General features: G+C 70.9%; 14 protein-coding genes. 5 read left to right on the forward strand and 9 right to left on the reverse strand.

All coding sequences use genetic code 11. From position 1 onward, the window contains the following. Positions 1–177: 177 nt before the first annotated feature. Both OHA05_RS29995 and OHA05_RS30000 read right to left on the reverse strand, forming a co-directional pair. Complete coding sequence (locus OHA05_RS29995) at positions 178–1,977, reverse strand: AMP-dependent synthetase/ligase (protein ID WP_328863480.1); 1,800 nt, start codon at positions 1,975–1,977, stop codon at positions 178–180. A gap of 452 nt (positions 1,978–2,429) precedes the next feature. After that, entirely contained in the window at positions 2,430–3,329 is a 900-nt protein-coding gene (locus tag OHA05_RS30000; RefSeq protein WP_328862229.1) for a LysR substrate-binding domain-containing protein, read from the reverse strand. Positions 3,330–3,457: 128 nt separating this feature from the next. Between OHA05_RS30000 and OHA05_RS30005 the strand changes: the two genes are divergently transcribed. Together OHA05_RS30005 and OHA05_RS30010 are read left to right on the forward strand one after the other, a co-directional pair. Further along, positions 3,458–4,492, forward strand: a complete 1,035-nt coding sequence (locus OHA05_RS30005; protein WP_328862230.1) for a bile acid:sodium symporter family protein — start codon at positions 3,458–3,460, stop codon at positions 4,490–4,492. Positions 4,493–4,621: 129 nt separating this feature from the next. Beyond that, a complete protein-coding gene (locus tag OHA05_RS30010; RefSeq protein ID WP_313943148.1) occupies positions 4,622–5,014 on the forward strand; it encodes a (2Fe-2S) ferredoxin domain-containing protein in 393 nt (130 codons plus the stop codon). Between the two features lie 356 nt (positions 5,015–5,370). Here the strand turns inward: OHA05_RS30010 and fdhD are convergent, their stop codons facing one another. The 5 genes from fdhD to OHA05_RS30035 are packed head-to-tail and all read right to left on the reverse strand — an operon-like array spanning position 5,371 to position 11,810. After that, complete coding sequence (gene fdhD / locus OHA05_RS30015; protein WP_313948808.1) at positions 5,371–6,210, reverse strand: formate dehydrogenase accessory sulfurtransferase FdhD; 840 nt, start codon at positions 6,208–6,210, stop codon at positions 5,371–5,373. A 5-nt stretch (positions 6,211–6,215) separates the two neighbouring features. After that, entirely contained in the window at positions 6,216–7,076 is an 861-nt protein-coding gene (locus OHA05_RS30020) for a 2Fe-2S iron-sulfur cluster-binding protein (RefSeq protein ID WP_328862231.1), read from the reverse strand. Next, positions 7,073–8,911, reverse strand: coding sequence for an NAD(P)H-dependent oxidoreductase subunit E (locus tag OHA05_RS30025; protein WP_328862232.1), 1,839 nt, complete (start codon positions 8,909–8,911; stop codon positions 7,073–7,075). Before OHA05_RS30025 ends, OHA05_RS30020 begins: the two co-directional genes overlap by 4 nt. After that, positions 8,902–10,830 carry a molybdopterin oxidoreductase family protein gene (locus OHA05_RS30030; protein ID WP_328862233.1) on the reverse strand — a complete coding sequence of 643 codons (1,929 nt, stop codon included), beginning with the start codon at positions 10,828–10,830 and terminating at the stop codon, positions 8,902–8,904. Before OHA05_RS30030 ends, OHA05_RS30025 begins: the two co-directional genes overlap by 10 nt. Then, positions 10,827–11,810, reverse strand: coding sequence for a 2-dehydropantoate 2-reductase (locus OHA05_RS30035; protein ID WP_313943144.1), 984 nt, complete (start codon positions 11,808–11,810; stop codon positions 10,827–10,829). Before OHA05_RS30035 ends, OHA05_RS30030 begins: the two co-directional genes overlap by 4 nt. A 224-nt stretch (positions 11,811–12,034) precedes the next feature. Between OHA05_RS30035 and OHA05_RS30040 the strand changes: the two genes are divergently transcribed. From OHA05_RS30040 to OHA05_RS30050, 3 genes are all read left to right on the forward strand, one after another. Continuing rightward, positions 12,035–12,982 (forward strand): beta-ketoacyl-ACP synthase III, encoded by a 948-nt coding sequence (locus OHA05_RS30040; RefSeq protein ID WP_328862234.1) that lies wholly within the window; start codon positions 12,035–12,037, stop codon positions 12,980–12,982. A gap of 88 nt (positions 12,983–13,070) precedes the next feature. Beyond that, positions 13,071–13,559: an NUDIX domain-containing protein gene (locus tag OHA05_RS30045; RefSeq protein ID WP_328862235.1), complete on the forward strand. Its 489-nt coding sequence runs from the start codon at positions 13,071–13,073 to the stop codon at positions 13,557–13,559. 150 nt (positions 13,560–13,709) lie between these two features. Further along, entirely contained in the window at positions 13,710–14,387 is a 678-nt protein-coding gene (locus OHA05_RS30050) for a GntR family transcriptional regulator (protein WP_313943141.1), read from the forward strand. 174 nt (positions 14,388–14,561) lie between these two features. On the opposite strand, the gene OHA05_RS30055 is transcribed toward OHA05_RS30050, so the two are convergent. Both OHA05_RS30055 and OHA05_RS30060 read right to left on the reverse strand, forming a co-directional pair. Then, complete coding sequence (locus tag OHA05_RS30055; RefSeq protein WP_328862236.1) at positions 14,562–15,845, reverse strand: MFS transporter; 1,284 nt, start codon at positions 15,843–15,845, stop codon at positions 14,562–14,564. Further along, the gene (locus OHA05_RS30060) at positions 15,842–16,381 is read right to left on the reverse strand and encodes an ArsR/SmtB family transcription factor (protein ID WP_313943139.1); all 540 of its coding nucleotides are present in this window, start codon (positions 16,379–16,381) and stop codon (positions 15,842–15,844) included. Before OHA05_RS30060 ends, OHA05_RS30055 begins: the two co-directional genes overlap by 4 nt. Positions 16,382–16,592 lie beyond the last annotated feature (211 nt).

Genomic DNA, 16,592 nt, shown 5'->3' on the forward strand with positions numbered 1-16,592 from the left:
GTCGCCGACCTCGCGTGACCAGGATCTTCCGCGTCACGATCGGCCGGCACACACAGCCCGGCCGGTCGGCCGCAGCCTCACCGACCACTGCCCGGCGCGTACTTCCTGACCCGCGCCGGGCAGTTCGCCGTGCCGTGCCGTGCAGCAGTGCCGGCGTGCGGGGGGGTGCTCGCCCCCTCAGTGGTAGAGCGCGTCGACCTCGACCGCGTACGCCGCCTCGATCGCCTTCCGCTTCAGCTTCAGCGACGGTGTGAGCAGCCCGTGCTCCTCGCTGAAGGGGTGGGCCAGGATGCGGAACGTACGGATCGACTCCGCCTGCGACACCAGGGTGTTGGCGGCCACCACCGCCCGGCGGACCTCCATCTCCAGATCCGGGTCGCGCACCAGATCCGCCGGGGCCAGCGGTGCCTTGTCCTGCATCGCCAGCCAGTGGTCGACCGCCTCCTGATCGACGGTGACCAGCGCCGCGATGTAGGGGCGGTCGTTGCCGACCACGATGCACTGGTTGACCAACGGATGCGCCCGTACGCGCTCCTCCAACGCCACCGGCGACACGCTCTTGCCGCCGGAGGTCACCAGGATCTCCTTCTTGCGGCCCGTGATCGTCAGATAGCCGTCCTCGTCCAGCGCTCCGAGGTCCCCGGTCGCCAGCCAGCCGTCGTGCAGCACCGCGTCGGTGGACTTGGGGTCGCCCAGATAGCCCGAGAAGACGTGCGCGCCGTGGAGCCACACCTCGCCGTCCTCCGCGATGTGGACCGTGGTTCCCGGGATCGGCTGGCCGACCGTGCCGTAGCGGGTGCGCTCCGGGGGGTTCGCCGTCGCCGCCGCGCTCGTCTCGGTGAGTCCGTAGCCCTCGAAGACCGTGACGCCCGCCCCCTCGAAGAAGAGGCCGAGCCGCCGGTCCATGGCCGAGCCGCCGGACATGGCGTGGCGCACCCGGCCGCCCATCGCGTCGCGGACCTTTCCGTACACCATCTTCTCGAAGAACTGGTGCTGCATCCGCAGCCCGGCGGAGGGGCCGGGGCCCAGGCCGAAGGCCCGGTGTTCCATGGCCTCCGCGTAGCGCACCGCCACGTCGACGGCCTTCTCGAACGGGCCCGTCTTCCCGTCGACCTCCGCCCTGCGGTGCGCCGCGTTGTAGATCTTCTCGAGGATGTACGGCACCGCCAGGATGAACGTCGGTCTGAACGCCACCAGGTCGGGCAGCAACGCCTTTGCCTGGAGCACCGGCTGGTGGCCGAGCTTGACCCGGCCGCGGATCGCCGCGATCTCCACCATGCGTCCGAAGACGTGGGCGAGCGGCAGGAACAGGAGCGTCGCGGCCTCGTCACCCGGCTTGGAGTGGAAGACCGGTTCCCAACGTGTGATGAGGGTGTCGGTCTCGAACATGAAGTTGGCGTGCGTGATGACGCAGCCCTTCGGGCGTCCGGTGGTCCCGGAGGTGTAGATGACCGTGGCCATCGAGTCGGGGGTCACCGCGCGCCGGTGCCGGTGCACCACCTCGTCGTCGATGTGCGCACCCGCCGCGTTGAGCTCCGCGACGGCACCGGCGTCCAGCTGCCACAGCCGTTTCAATTGCGGAAGCCGGTCGATGACCGAGCCGACCGTCATGGAGTGGTCCTCGTGCTCGACCATGCACGCCGTGACCTCGGAGTCGTGCAGCATCCAGAAGACCTGCTCCGCCGAGGAGGTGGGATAGATGGGCACGGAGTGCGCGCCGACCGTCCAGATGGCGAAGTCGAAGAGCGTCCACTCGTACCGGGTACGGGACATCAGGGCGACCCGGTCACCGAACCGCACTCCCTGCGCCAGCAGCCCTTTGGCCAGGGCGAGCACCTCGTCGCGGAACTGCGCGGACGTCACATCGTGCCAATGTCCTTCCGCGTCCTTGCGTCCGAGAACGACGCGATCGGGATCCTCCTGGGCATAGTCGAACACCGCATCCGCCAGCCCACCGACCTGAGGCGCTGCGTCCAGCGGGGGGACAGTGAACTCGCGCAATGGCCTGCTCCTTGTGGCGCTCCGCACAGCGCCGCGACGCTACCCCACCTCGCTGACCGGCGGGAGGGCCTTGCAGAACTGTGGACGAATGGCATCACCACAGGTCAGACGAGGATGTCCGGCCACACAAAAGAGAGTTGGACCACAGTTCTGACCGAAGAGTAAGTATGCCGGTATCGAATCTCCACGGAATCTCGACGCTGCACGCACCGTCGCTTTACGGAGTCGAGAAGCTTTGGTCCGTACCAGGCCGGTGAGCGGGTCCGTGACCAGGTCCGGCGGGTGACGGTACGCGAACGGCCGGGTGCGGGGTCATGATCGAGCCATCGAGCCATCGAGCCATCGAGCCATCGAGCCGTCGAGCCATCGGACCCTCGCGTCACGGAGCCGCGGGGCGGCCGGGACCATCGAGCCGTTGCGCGTGGCTGTCACCGCTGCCGCGGGCCGCCTCCCCGGTGCAGCCGGTCGGCGCCCCGCAGGATCGACGACGCCAGCGCGGCCGCCGCCTCCTGCGCCGCATGCCCCGCGCCCGCCCGCCGGCCGTGCAGCAGGACGAAGTCCACATCGCCCAGTTCGGGCAGGCCGGCCCGCGACGCCACCGGAGCCAGGCCCGGCGGGATCAGCCCGCGGCTGTGCGCCATCACACCGAGCCCCGCCCGCGCCGCCGCGATCAGCCCGCTCAGGCTGGTACTGGTGCACGCGATCCGCCAGGCGCGCCCTTCCGCCTCCAGTACCTCCAGCGCGCGGGCCCGCGTGATGCCCGGCGGCGGATAGACGATCAGCGGTACGGGAAGGGCGGGGTCGAGCCGCAGCTGTGGGGCGCCGATCCACGAGAGCGTGTCCTGCCACACGAGCTCGCCGTGGGTGTCGCCGGTCCGCCGCTTGGCCAGCACCAGATCGAGCCTTCCCGCCTCCAGCCGTCTGTGCAGCGTGCCCGAGAGTTCCACGGAGAGTTCCAGGTCCACCTCGGGGTGGTCGCGCCGGAAGGACTCCAGGATCTCCGGCAGCCGGGTCAGCACGAAGTCCTCGGAGGCCCCGAACCGCAGACGGCCGCGCAGCCGCTTGCCGGTGAAGAACGCGGACGCGCGCTCGTGCGCCTGGAGGATCGTCCGGGCGAAGCCGAGCATGGCCTCCCCGTCCTCGGTGAGCTCCACGCGGTGCGTGTCCCGGGTGAACAGCTGCCGGCCGGTGGCTTCCTCCAGCTTGCGCACATGCTGGCTCACGGTCGACTGGCGCAGCCCGAGCCGGCGGGCGGCCTGGGTGAAGCTGAGTGTTTGGGCGACCGCGAGGAAGGTACGCAGTTGTGCGGGGTCGTACATGACCTCCACGGTAGGCCTTTTCCGTGCGCCCATCATGAATCGCGATGACAGTGAGCGTGGTGTACGGGATTCCCGATCGGTCGTGTCAGGAGCACCATGGGGAGGGCACGACCCTGAACCGAGAGCAAGTGGAACACATGAGCCGCCGCACGTTGTCGCTGCCGTCCTGGCTGCCCGTCGACCCGTACATCCTGGCGCTCCTCGGGACGGTGGTACTCGCGGCTCTCCTGCCGGCGTCCGGACGCGCCGCCGATGTCGCGGGCGGTGCGTCGACCGGTGCCGTGGCCCTGCTGTTCTTTCTGTACGGCGCGCGGCTGTCGACCCGCGAGGCGGTCGGCGGCCTGCGGCATTGGCGTCTGCATGTGACGGTGCTCGCCGCGACGTTCCTCGTCTTCCCGCTGCTGGGGCTCGCCGCGCGGGGCCTCGAACCGTGGCTGCTCACACCGGAGCTCTACAGCGGACTGCTGTTCCTGTGTCTCGTGCCGTCGACGATCCAGTCGTCGATCGCTTTCACCTCGATGGCGCGCGGGAACGTTCCCGCGGCGATCTGCGCCGGTTCCTTCTCCAGCATCGCGGGCATCGTGCTCACCCCGCTGCTGGCGGCGGTCGTCCTCGGCGGCCGGGCCGGCGGTTTCTCCGCGGACTCGCTGTTGCGGATCGTGCTGCAACTCCTCGTGCCCTTCCTGGCGGGCCAGTTGCTGCGACGGTGGGTCGGGGGCTTCCTCACCCGCCACAAGAAGGTGCTCGGGTACGTCGACCGCGGCTCGATCCTGCTCGTCGTCTACACGGCCTTCAGCGCGGGCATGAACGCGGGCGTCTGGCACCAGGTCACCCCGGGGCGCCTCGGCGCTCTGCTGCTCGTCGAGGCGGCGCTCCTCGCGGCGATGCTGACGCTCACCTGGTACGGCTCCAGGCGGCTCGGTTTCGGGCGGGCGGACCGCGTCGCGATCCAGTTCGCGGGCTCGAAGAAGAGCCTTGCGGCCGGTCTGCCCATGGCCACGGTGCTGTTCGGCGCCCACGCGAGCCTTGCCGTCCTGCCGTTGATGCTCTTCCACCAGATGCAACTGATGGTCTGCGCGGTCATCGCCAAGCGCCGCGGCCGTGAGGTGCCGGCCGAGGCGGCCCCCGCGCCCGGCACGAGGGTTCTGTCGGGAGCGCGGCCGGCCCCCTGAACGGCGGCCCGGACGTGGCCCGTTCGTGTCGCGGGTGACCGGCACGGGCTTCGGTACGTGACCAACGCCTCGCCGCAGAGCACGCGTCCGGACCTCCGCGACGCCGCCCGCGCCTGACAAGATCGCCGGGTGACGACGTACGCGATACGCCCCTTCGGCGCCCGCCCCTGCACCCTGGTCGTCTGCCGCGGCTGCTGCTGCGGGGACGCGGCCAAGCACCCCGGCACCGACCACCAAGGCCAACTGGCCCGGTTGCGGACGGCGGCCGAGGCGTCGGACGGCAGGTTCGCGGTCCGCACGAGCGACTGCCTCGGCCCGTGCGGCCAGGCGAACGTGATCGTGGTCCAGCCCTCGGCGGAGGGCCGCCGCCGGGGCGCCAGGGCGACCTGGATCGGCTGGGCGCTCGACGACGACGCGACGGACGACGTCCTCGCCTGGGCGCAGGCGGGCGGCCCGGGCTTCGCCGAACCCTCGCCGACGCTGGAACTCCAGGTGATCCCGGCACCGGCGACGCGCAGATGAGGCGGGCACCGGCGGGTTGAAGGCCGGCCGCGCTGCCCTGCCCGCTTGCCTGTCGCCGGGTCGGGCATGAGCCTCGGCGCACCGCGAGATCTCCCGCCGGGCCTCACCCCCCAGCCGCAGGCGTTCACCCAGTCTTCGCCCCGGGGACGCCGTCCGGGCTTCCGCCCGCACACGAACCCCCGCTTACCGGCCCGGCAACGGTGACTTGTGGCTCGACACGTGGTGCTGCACGAACCCCGTGTTCGTGGACGTGGTGCGCTGACGCACCGGCTCGCGGGGGTGCCTCACGGAAGGACCCGGCCGGCGCAGGGGGCGCTCCCCGCCGGCCGGGCCCGTATCCCGTGCAGCGGGGAGCGTCAGACCCCGGTGCCCAGGGCGATCCGCTCGTCGCCCGCGTACACGTTCATATTGGCGCCCCGCAGGAAACCGATCAGCGTCAGTCCCGTCTCGGCGGCCAGGTCCACGGCCAGCGAGGAGGGCGCGGAGACGGCGGCCAGGACCGGGATTCCGGCCATCACCGCCTTCTGGGCCAGCTCGAACGAGGCGCGGCCCGAGACCAGCAGGATCGCCCGGGACAGCGGCAGATCACCGTTCTGCAGCGCGCGGCCGATGAGTTTGTCGACGGCGTTGTGCCGTCCGACGTCCTCCCGGATGTCGAGCAGCTCTCCCTCTTCGGAGAAGAGTGCCGCCGCATGGAGCCCCCCGGTCCGGTCGAAGACCCGCTGTGCGGCGCGCAGCCGGTCGGGGAGGCCCGCCAGCAGAGCGGGCTCGATACGGACCGGGGGAGTGTCGGCGATCGGGAAGCGCGCGGTCGTGCGGACGGCGTCGAGGCTGGCCTTGCCGCACAGTCCGCACGACGAGGTGGTGTAGACGTTCCGTTCGAGGGTGATGTCGGGCAGCTCGACCCCGGGGGCGAGCCGCACGTCCACCACGTTGTACGTGTTGGACCCGTCGGCCGTCGCCCCGGCGCAGTAGACGATCGACTGGAGCTCGTCGGCCGCCCCCAGGACGCCCTCGCTCACCAGGAACCCGGCGGCGAGGGCGAAGTCGTCGCCGGGGGTACGCATGGTGATGGCGAGCGGTTTGCCGCCCAGACGGATCTCCAGCGGTTCCTCGGCCACCAGGGTGTCCGGGCGGGACGTCACCGCCCCGTCCCTGATGCGGATGGTGCGTCGGCGCTCGGTGACCCGTCCCATGGCGATCAAATCCGATTCTGTACGTGTTGGTAGCCGAAGCGACCCTTGATGCAGAGGTTGCCGTGGGTCACCGGGTTGTCGTGCGGCGAGGTGACCTTGACGATCTCATTCTCCTGCACATGGAGCGTGAGGTTGCAGCCGACACCGCAGTAGGCGCAGACCGTGGTCGTCTCCGTCTGCGCCGACTCGTCCCAGGTACCCGCCGCGCGCATGTCGAACTCCGACTTGAAGGAGAGCGCGCCCGTCGGGCACACCTCGATGCAGTTGCCGCAGTAGACACACGCCGAGTCGGTGAGCGGGGCGTCGTGCTCGGTGGAGATACGGGCGTCGAAACCGCGGCCCGCCACCGCGATGGCGAAGGTGTTCTGCCACTGCTCGCCGCACGCGTCCACGCACTTGTAGCAGAGGATGCACTTGTCGTAGTCGCGGACGTACAGGTCGTTGTCGACCTTCGGCTCCTCGTTGACCGTCGCCGCGTCGGGGCCGAACCGGGCGGGCTTCGCCTCGTACTCCTTGATCCACTCGGCCGCCCGGGGGGTGGTCGACAGATCGGTGGAGGAGGCCAGCAGTTCCAGCACGACCTTGCGGCTGTGCCGGGCCCGCTCGGTGTCCGTACGCACCGTCATGCCGGGCTCCGCGCGGCGCGAACAGGCCGGCGCGAGCGTCCGCGCCCCCTCCACCTCCACCACACACACCCGGCAGGCGTTCTTCGGTGTGAGCGTGTCGCCCTGGCACAGCGTGGGGATGTCCTTGCCGGCGGCCCGGCAGGCGTCCAGGATCGTGTCACCCTCGGGGACCCTGACGGGGGCGTCGTCGAGGGTGAACTCGACCAGCCGCCGCGGCGGCCCGAGCGGTATCGCGGTCATTCGTAGGCTCCCAGCCGGTCGATGGCGGATTCGACGGCGTTCCAGGCGGTCTGGCCCAGACCGCAGATCGATGCGTCGCGCATGGCACTGCCGACCTCGCGCAGCAGGGCGATGTCGTCCGCGGCGGCGGCGCCCGTACGGTCGTTGATGCGGTGCAGGGCCTCCTCCTGCCGGACCGTGCCGACCCGGCAGGGCACGCACTGACCGCAGGACTCGTCCCGGAAGAACTCCGCGATCCGCAGCAGGATGCGCGGCAGCTCGACGGTGTCGTCGAGTACGAGGATCACCCCCGAACCGAGCGTCGTGCCCGCGGCCCGTGTCCCCTCGAAGGTGAGGGGGATGTCCAGCTCGTCGGGCCGGACGAAGCTGCCGGCCGCGCCGCCGAGCAGGACGGCGCGGATGGTGCGCGGCGGTCCCGCACGTTCGATGAGCTCGCCGAGCGTGGCCCCGAAGGGCAGTTCGTACACGCCCGGCCGTGCCACGTTCCCCGAGAGGCAGAAGAGCTTGGTCTCCTCGGCGCGCCCGGTGAGGATCGGCAGGACGTTGACGAGCGTCTCCACGTTGTTGACCGCCGTCGGCTTGCCGAAGAGGCCCTTCTCGACGGGGAACGGCGGCTTGCTGCGCGGCTCGCCGCGGTAGCCCTCGATCGAGTTGAAGATCGCGGTCTCCTCGCCGCAGATGTACGCGCCCGCGCCGCGCCGTATCTCGATGTCGAACGCGTACCCGTGGCCGAGGATGTCGTCGCCGAGCAGATTGCGGGCCCGGGCCTGGTCGATGGCGTTCGTCAGGTGTGCCAGCGCGCGGGGGTACTCGCCGCGGAGGTACAGATAGCCCCGGCGGGCCCCGATGGCGTACCCGGCGACGGTCATCGCCTCGATCAGGGCGTACGGATCGCCCTCCATCAGGACCCGGTCCTTGAAGGTCCCCGGTTCGCTCTCGTCCGCGTTGCACACCAGGTAGTGGGGGTGGTCGGGCTGCGAGGCGGTCGCCTGCCACTTGCGGCCGGTCGGGAACGCGGCACCGCCGCGCCCGACGAGCCCGGAGTCGGTGACCTCCCGGATCACACCGGCCGGGCCGAGGGCGAAGGCGCGGCGGAGAGCCGCGTAACCACCGTGCGATCGGTAGTCGTCGATGCTCAGCGGATCGACGACGCCGACCCGCCTCAGCAGCGTCAGCCCGGGGTCGCCCGCCTGCGGCACGGCCGTACGGGCGCCCGCCTCGGCGGGTGCGCCGGCCACGGCGGCGACCGCGGTCATGACGGCCTCCGCCGTCGCGGGGGCGACGACGGCTGTCGCGTATCCGGTACGGCCGTCGGCCGGTTCCTCGCCCGCGGGCCGGGCCGGATCCCCCTGCCCCGCCTGCATGACCAGCGCGGCGGGGGCACGTTCGCACAGGCCCAGGCACGGGCTCGGCTGGTAGGCCACATCGGGCCCGAGCCGGTCCTCGAGCGCGGCTGTCAGGGTGGACGAGCCCTTCGCCGCGCACGACAGGTCGGTGCACACGTGCAGCACCTTCGACGCCCGCGGCCGCACCGAGAACAGCGAGTAGAAGGTCGCCACGCCGTACGCCTCGGCCGGTGGCACCGTCAGACGCCGGCAGATGTAGTCGAGCGCCCCCTCACTCAGCCAGCCCACCCGGTCGTTCACCGCATGCAGGGCCGGCAGCAGCAGATCCCGCCGCTCGCGTGCCGCCGCACCGCCGCGCGCCCAGCGCAGATCCTCGTCGGTGCGTTCCGTGCCGCCCTCCCAGCCCGTCCCGGCCGGCCCCAGCAGGGCGTCGACCGCGTCCCGTTCGTCGTCCGTCACCTTCGCCGCGTCGGCGAACTTCAGGTCCATGCCGGCACCAGCTTCTCGATGCGGATCGCGGACGCCTTGAACTCGGCCGTGCCCGCGATCGGGCAGTTCGCCTCGATGGTGAGCTGGTTGGTGTCGACCTCGTCCGGGAAGTGCATGGTCATGAACGCGAGCCCCGGCCGCAGCCCGGGGTCGATCCACACGGGTGCCGTCACCGAGCCGCGCCGCGACGAGATCCGCACCTCCTCGTCCGCCTCGACCCCGTAGGCCGCCGCGTCCTCGGGACACAGCTCGATGTACTCACCACGGCGCAGCGGAGAGGCGAAACTGCCGCTCTGCACACCGGTGTTGTACGAGTCGAGCCGCCGGCCGGTCGTCAGCCGCAGCGGGTACTCCTCGTCGGTGAGATCCACCGGCGGATCGTGCTGGACGAGCCCGAACGCCGCCGGGGTGCCGCGCTTGACTGGGTCGGTCTCCCACAGCCGCGCGTGCAGGAAGCTGGAGGGCAGTGTGTCCACGTCGGGGCAGGGCCACTGGAGGCCGGCGTGCTCGTCGAGGCGGTCGTACGTCATGCCGAAGTGGTCGGGGGACAGGGAGCGCAGCTCGTTCCACACCGCCTCCGAGTCGGCGAACTTCCAGCCGTCGTGGCCGAGGCGTTCGGCCATCGCGCAGAGGATGTCGATGTCCTCGCGGGCCTCGCCCGGCGGCACGAGCGCGGCCCGGACCCGCTGCACCCGGCGCTCGCTGTTCGTCGTCGTGCCCTCCGTCTCGGCCCAGGCCGCCGTCGCGGGCAGGACCACGTCGGCCATCTCCGCGGTCTTCGTCAGGAAGATGTCCTGCACCACCAGATGGTCGAGCGACTTCAGCCGCCGTACCGCCTGTTCGCTGTCGGCCTCGGACTGAGCGGGGTTCTCGCCGATGCAGTACACGGCACGCAGGTCCCGGCTCTCCATCGCCTCGAACATCTCGGTGAGCGTCATGCCGTAGCGGGGCTGGATGACCGCGTCCCAGGTCCGCTCGAACTTGGTGCGGGCCACCGGATCGAGGATGTCCTGGAAGCCGGGCAGCCGGTTGGGGATGGCGCCCATGTCGCCGCCACCCTGGACGTTGTTCTGGCCGCGCAGCGGCTGGACCCCGGCTCCGTAGCGCCCCACCTGGCCGGTCAGGAGCGACAGGTTGATCAGTGCCCGCACGTTGTCGGTGCCGTTGTGGTGCTCGGTGATGCCGAGGGTCCAGCACAGCTGGGCCCGTTCGGCCGTGGCGTAGGCGTGCGCCAGTTCACGGATCGCGGCGGCCGGCACGCCCGTCACCTTCTCGGCGGCCGTCAGGGTCCAGGGTTCGACGAGTGCGGCGTACTCCTCGAAACCGGTCGTCGCCCGCTCCACGAAAGCCCGGTTGACCAGGCCGGCGTGGATGATCTCCCGGCCGACGGCGTGCGCGAGCGGGATGTCGGTGCCGACGTTGAGGCCGAGCCAGCTCTCCGCCCACTCGGCCGTCGAGGTGCGCCGGGGATCGACCGCGTACATGCGCGCGCCGTTGCGTATCCCCTTGAGCACGTGCTGGAAGAAGATCGGGTGGGCGAAGCGGGCGTTGGAGCCCCACATCACGATGAGATCGGTGTGGTCGACCTCCTCGTAGGACGAGGTCCCCCCGCCGGAGCCGAAGACGGCGGAGAGGCCCGCCACGCTCGGCGCGTGACAGGTGCGGTTGCAGGAGTCGACATTGTTCGTGCCCATCACCACGCGGGTGAACTTCTGCGCCACATAGTTCATTTCATTGGTGGCACGGGCGCAGGAGAGCATCGCGAAGGCGTCGGGGCCGTGTTGTTCCCGGGCCTGGCGGAAGCCGGCCGCCGCCCGGTCCAGTGCCTCGTCCCAACTGGCCCTGCGCAACTGTCCGTCGTCGTCGCGGACCAGCGGATGGGTGAGCCTCGGATACGTCTTCTGCGGCTTCTTCTTCATGCTGCACTTCCTGCTGAGGCGGTGGTGGCAAGGAGATCGGCGAGCGCGTGCACGGCGCAGAGTTTCGGCACCGGGGTCCTGGTGAGTGCGGCGAGCTCGACGACTGCCGCGAGCAGCACGTCCAGTTCGAGCGGCTTGCCCTTCTCCAGGTCCTGGAGGGTGGAGGTCTTGTGGTCGCCGACGCGTTCGGCGCCGGCGATGCGCTTCTCCACGGAGATCTTGGGGTGGCATCCGACAGCGGCCGCGACGTCGAGGGTTTCCCGCATCATCGTCTCGACCAGGGCTTTCGTGTCCCGGTGGCGACAGATCTGCGCCATCGTGGCCCGGGAGAGTGCGCTGATCGGGTTGAAGGAGATGTTGCCGAGCAGCTTGATCCAGATGTCGTTGCGCAGGTCGGGTTCGACGGGACACTTCAGCCCGCCCGCGACCATGGCCTCACTGAACTCGAGGCAGCGCCGCGACACACTCAGGTCGGGTTCGCCGATGGAGAAGCGCGTGCCCTCCAAGTGGCGTACGACGCCGGGTGCTTCGAGTTCGGTCGCCGCGTAGACGACACATCCGATGGCGCGTTCCGGCGGCAGTGTCGCGCTCACCGAACCGCCCGGGTCGACGCTCTCGATGCGGCGTCCGGTGTACGGGCCGGGCAGCCCGTGGAAGTACCACCACGGGATGCCGTTCTGTGCGGCGATCACCGAGGTGCGCTCGTGGAGCAGGGGATGGACCAGCGGGCCCGACGCCGCGTAGGAGTTCGCCTTGAGGCCCAGGAAGACATGGTCGACGGGCCCGACGGAGGCGGGGTCGTCGGTGGCGTTGGGCCGCGCGGTGTAGTCGCCGCGCGGGCTGAGGACACGGACACCGTCACGGCGCATGGCCGCGAGGTGCGCACCGCGGGCGATGAGGTGGACTTCGGCGCCGGCGCGGTGCAGCGCGGCCCCGACGTATGCGCCGATGGCTCCGGCGCCGACAACTGCGACTTTCACGGGGGCTCTCCGTTCGGTTGAGCGACCGAGCGAGGGCGGAGGTGACGAGGGTTGAGTCGACAGAATATTGTCTACAGTATGCCTTTCGGCCGGTCAATACTCGTCACACCCTTGGGGAAGCTCCAAAATCCGCCCCCCGAATCCTGTGGGGTCACGTGCCGTCGTACCGGGTGGTAGCAGCCAACACTGGGACGTTCCATCTGCCTCTAGGACGGGATCCTTATATGACCGGCACGCGCATCACCGCGCTGGGGCACTACCAGCCCGCCAAGGTGCTCACCAACGAGGACCTGGCGGCCATGGTCGACACCAGTGACGAGTGGATCCGCTCGCGTGTCGGTATCCGGACCCGGCACGTCGCGGCGGAGGGCGAGCCGGTCGACGAGCTCGCCGCGCACGCCGCGGCCAAGGCCCTGGCCGCTGCCGGCCTCACTCCCGGGGACATCGACCTCGTCCTGGTCGCCACCTCCACGGCGATCGACCGGTCCCCGAACATGGCGGCGCGCGTCGCGGCGCGGCTCGGCATGGGCTCACCGGCCGTGATGGACCTCAATGTCGTCTGCGCGGGCTTCACCCACGCCCTCGCCACCGCCGACCACGCCGTGCGCGCCGGGTCGGCCGAGCGGGCACTGGTCATCGGCGCCGACAAGATGGCCGCGGTGGCCGACTGGAGCGACCGCACCAGCTGCGTGCTCGTCGGTGACGGCGCGGGGGCCGCGGTCGTCGAGGCGACCCGGGAGGGCGAGCGCCCGGGTATCGGTCCGGTGCTGTGGGGCTCGGTCCCCGAGATGGGCCATGCCGTACGGATCGAGGGCACCCCGCCGCGCTTCGCGCAGGAGGGCCAGTCCGTCTACCGGTGGGCCACCACGCAGCTGCCGCCCATCGCCCGAAAGGTATGCGAGCGCGGCGGAGTCACGCCCGAGGAGCTGGCTGCGGTCGTCCTCCACCAGGCGAATCTGCGGATCATCGAACCCGTCGCCCAGAAGATCGGCGCCGTGAACGCCGTCATCGCCCGCGATGTGGTCGAGTCCGGCAACACCTCGGCCGCCTCCATCCCGCTGGCGCTGTCGAAGCTGATCGAGCGCGGGGAGATCGCGTCCGGCGACCCCGTGCTGCTGTTCGGCTTCGGCGGCAACCTCTCCTACGCGGGCCAGATCGTCCGCTGCCCCTGAGATCTGTCGCTCCTGTTCCCCCTGGCCGTTTCGCCGGCGCCGAGCGTCGGCGCGCCGGGCGGCCCGCCTCCCGGGCACACTGAACGGCATGGTGGCGAAGCGAAGCGCGGGCCTTCTGCTGTTCCGCAGCACGGGCACGGAGACCGAGGTGCTCATCGGGCACATGGGAGGCCCGTACTGGCAGGGCCGGGACGAGAAGGCCTGGTCGGTGCCGAAGGGCGAGTACCTCGCCGAGGAGCAGCCGATGGCCGCGGCCCGTCGGGAGTTCGAGGAGGAGCTCGGGCTCGCGCCGCCCGACGGCGAGTGGCTGCCGCTCGGCGACGCCCGCCAGTCGAGCGGGAAGACCGTGATCGCCTGGGCGATGGAGGGCGACCTCGACATCGGCCTCGTGGTGCCGGGCACGTTCACCATGGAGTGGCCGCCTCGCTCGGGCCGGATGGAGGAGTTCCCGGAGATCGACCGGGTCGCATGGCTCCGGCTGGACGAGGCGCGCGAGAAGCTGGTCGCCGGCCAGCAGGTCTTCATCGACCGTCTGAAGGACCTTCTCGACGGTCGCGGGGAGCCCGGCACGGCGTGATCCCCGCCCGAAGTGCCCCTGGATGCAGGGGATTTCCGCCAGAGGTGACGTGTATCTCGGTGCGGTTTCCGCATGACGGGGATTGCGCTCGGTAGACTGTAGACGATAACCAATTGTGTCTCGCCGCCGTCGGCCGCAAGGGGGACCGTGATGTTGTCCGCAGGACTGCCGCAGGGCGCCGTGCCCAAGCTGGAACGACCTGGTCCGCTGCGTGAGCGTGTGTACGAGGCGTTGCTGGAGCTGATCACGACGCGGGCGCTGAGCCCCGGCCAGCATCTGGTCGAGAGTGAACTCGCCGGGCATCTCGGGGTCTCCCGGCAGCCCGTGCGCGAGGCGTTGCAGCGGCTGAACACCGAGGGATGGGTCGATCTACGGCCGGCGCAGGGCGCGTTCGTCCACGAGCCCACCGAGGACGAGGCAGACCAACTGCTCTCCGTGCGCACCCTGCTGGAGGCCGAGGCCGCCCGCCTCGCCGCGGCGAACTCCGGCTCCGCGGGCATCGCCGAGCTGGAAGAGCTCTGCGCGCAGGGTGAGCGGGCCGTCGCCGACGACGACGTGGATCTGGCGGTGGCCACCAACGCCACGTTCCACGCCAAGGTGATGGAGCTCGCCGGGAACGTCGTCCTGCGGGAACTGGCCGCCCAGGTGGACCGTCGTGTCCGCTGGTACTACACGCCCGTGGCGCGGCAGCGTGGCCGGCAGTCGTGGATCGAGCACCGCGAACTGATCGCGGCGATCGCGGACCGCGACGAGCGGCGCGCGACCGAGGTCATGAAGGCACACACCGAGCACACCCGTCAGACGTACCACCAGCGCGAACAGGCGTAGCCGGCGGCGCACGGTCCGCGAGCGGCGGTCGCGGCCACGGGTCCGGCTCCGGGTGGGGCGGGGCGCGTTCGGGTCGGGCCGGGGTCCCGTGGGGCACGGGCGTCCGACGCTCCGAGGGCCGAGGCGGGGAACGCCGGGCCCGGCTCAGCACTGGCCCACCGACCTCACGCACTCTCACGCACGCTTCAGTACGGGGGCCCGGGATTCCGGGTGATCCGGATCATCGGCCGGGGCGGCGGCGCGCAGTGCCGCCTCGACCCGGCGGTTGCTGGTCATGGTCGCGGTGATGGTGGTCATGGTGAGGAGGAGGCCGGCGGCGGCGTACAGCGGGGTTCGCACGTCGTAGGCGGTGGCCAGCCAGCCGCCGAGGAAGGCACCGAAGGGGGCGGCGCACATGGCGAGCATGCGGGAGGTGGAGGCGACCCGGCCCATCAGGTGGGCAGGGACGATCGCCTGTCGGAGGGAGGGCGCGAGCACCATCGTGGCGCCCATGCCCGCTCCGCAGACGGCGAGTGCGAGGCCGGCGAGATACGGGTTCGGGGCGGTGGCAAGGCCCAGAATGGCGAGTCCCTCGACTGCGGCCGTGCACGTCAACGCGGCGCCGGTGCCGAGTCGTCGGCCGAGGAAGGAGGCGATGCCTGCGCCGAGCAGACCGCCGGTGGCCTCCGCCGTGAGCAGCAGGCCGAAGCCGAAGGTGTCGATGCCGAGACGATCGTGCGCGAAGAGGGCGAGCACGGTCTCCACTGCGAGGAAGGCGATGTTCCCGACCGCCGGACGCAGCGCGAGCCCGAGTAGCAGCTGATCCCGGAACACGTACGAGGCGCCGGCCCGCGCCTGCCGCAGCAGCGACTCACGCGCCTGCGGTGCGGGCCGGGGCGTGGCGGGCAGCGTACGGACGAGCAGCGCGGAGAACAGGAACGACACCGCGTCGGCGAGCAGGGGAACCGCCCGCCCGAGCGCGAGCAGCGCACTGCCCGCCGGCGGCCCCGCGAAACCGGACATGGCGGTCTGGGCGCCGCGCAGACGGGAGTTGGCGCGCTCCAGGAGCGCGGGGTCGCGGCGGAGCAGATCCGGCAGGTAGGCCGTGGCGGCCGTATCGAAGAACAGCCCGCCGAGGCCGAGCAGAAAGGCGACGCCCGCGAGCAGCGGAATGCTCAGCACGTCGAGCACGGCCGCTGCCGCCGGAATCGCGAGCAGCGCCGCACGCGCCGCGTCCGCGACCCACATCGTGCGCCGACGGTCCCAGCGATCCACCAGCGCACCGCCGAGCACCCCGAAGAGCATCCACGGCAGCGTCCCGGCGGCCGTGACGGCGGCGAGCGCCATCGGATCCCGCGTCAACGTCAACGCGAGCAGCGGCAGCGCGGCATGCGACACCCCGTCACCGAGCGAGGACACGGTCTGTGCCGTCCACAGCCGCCCGAAGCCGGTCGGCAACTTCCGAACGTCCGACGTCACTTGGCGTCCCCTCCGGTCTGCCGGCGCGGTGCCGGGTGGAACAGTGCGAAGACGAGTGACGCGTCCGGCAGCGACGGATCGGACAGCTCCCGGTACTCGTCCGCCAGTTCCTCCAGCCGCGCTCCCAGCTCCGCGAACTGCTCCTCGGTGAGCCGCAGATGCGCCATCCGCACGTGCCGCTCGCCGTCCGCCGCCGACGCCTCCAGGTCCGCCACCGCGTGGCGCATCAGCACATCCGGCCCTCCTTCGCCCGGATCCGGCAGCGTGACCGACCGCGCGGCCATCGCGTAGTACCGCTCGGTGACCCCCCGCACCTTTCGTGTCCGTACCACCTTCACCAGGCCGGCCCGCTCCAGCAGCCGCACGTGGTAGCTGGAACTCCCCTTCGCGAGGCCCACTCGCTCGGCGATCTGCGTGATCGTCGCGGGCTCGAAGCGGAGCACTGCCATGATCCGGTGGCGCGTGAGATTGGAGACGGCACGCAGCTGCTCGTCAGTGGTGACGTGAAACGTCTCGGGGAGATCATCGGTAGGCATGCGAGTAATGGTCAACGACTCTTGACCATTGCGCAAGGGGATTCACGAACTGGTCTTTGTCCCGAGTGTGGAGAAAGTTGGACCGGAACTCTGCGCAAGTTCTTCCCACTTGGGGAAAGCGCTGCTACGTTCCCCTCGAAAGCACGACAAGACGGAGCCGCATCAGGTGCCCCGTGCCGATGGCCAGGGGAGGGAGGGGTTCGTGAGACGC

This window comes from Streptomyces sp. NBC_00306, assembly GCF_036169555.1.
Lineage (GTDB): Bacteria > Actinomycetota > Actinomycetes > Streptomycetales > Streptomycetaceae > Streptomyces > Streptomyces achmelvichensis.

Bases quoted from the DNA above. Each gene is read 5' to 3' on its own strand.
- OHA05_RS30005 (WP_328862230.1), top strand. From the start codon at position 3,458: ATGAGCCGCCGCACGTTGTCGCTGCCGTCCTGGCTGCCCGTCGACCCG.
- fdhD (WP_313948808.1), bottom strand. From the start codon at position 6,210: ATGGGACGGGTCACCGAGCGCCGACGCACCATCCGCATCAGGGACGGG.
- OHA05_RS30020 (WP_328862231.1), bottom strand. From the start codon at position 7,076: ATGACCGCGATACCGCTCGGGCCGCCGCGGCGGCTGGTCGAGTTCACC.
- OHA05_RS30025 (WP_328862232.1), bottom strand. From the start codon at position 8,911: ATGGACCTGAAGTTCGCCGACGCGGCGAAGGTGACGGACGACGAACGG.
- OHA05_RS30030 (WP_328862233.1), bottom strand. From the start codon at position 10,830: ATGAAGAAGAAGCCGCAGAAGACGTATCCGAGGCTCACCCATCCGCTG.
- OHA05_RS30040 (WP_328862234.1), top strand. From the start codon at position 12,035: ATGACCGGCACGCGCATCACCGCGCTGGGGCACTACCAGCCCGCCAAG.
- OHA05_RS30045 (WP_328862235.1), top strand. From the start codon at position 13,071: ATGGTGGCGAAGCGAAGCGCGGGCCTTCTGCTGTTCCGCAGCACGGGC.
- OHA05_RS30050 (WP_313943141.1), top strand. From the start codon at position 13,710: ATGTTGTCCGCAGGACTGCCGCAGGGCGCCGTGCCCAAGCTGGAACGA.
- OHA05_RS30060 (WP_313943139.1), bottom strand. From the start codon at position 16,381: ATGCCTACCGATGATCTCCCCGAGACGTTTCACGTCACCACTGACGAG.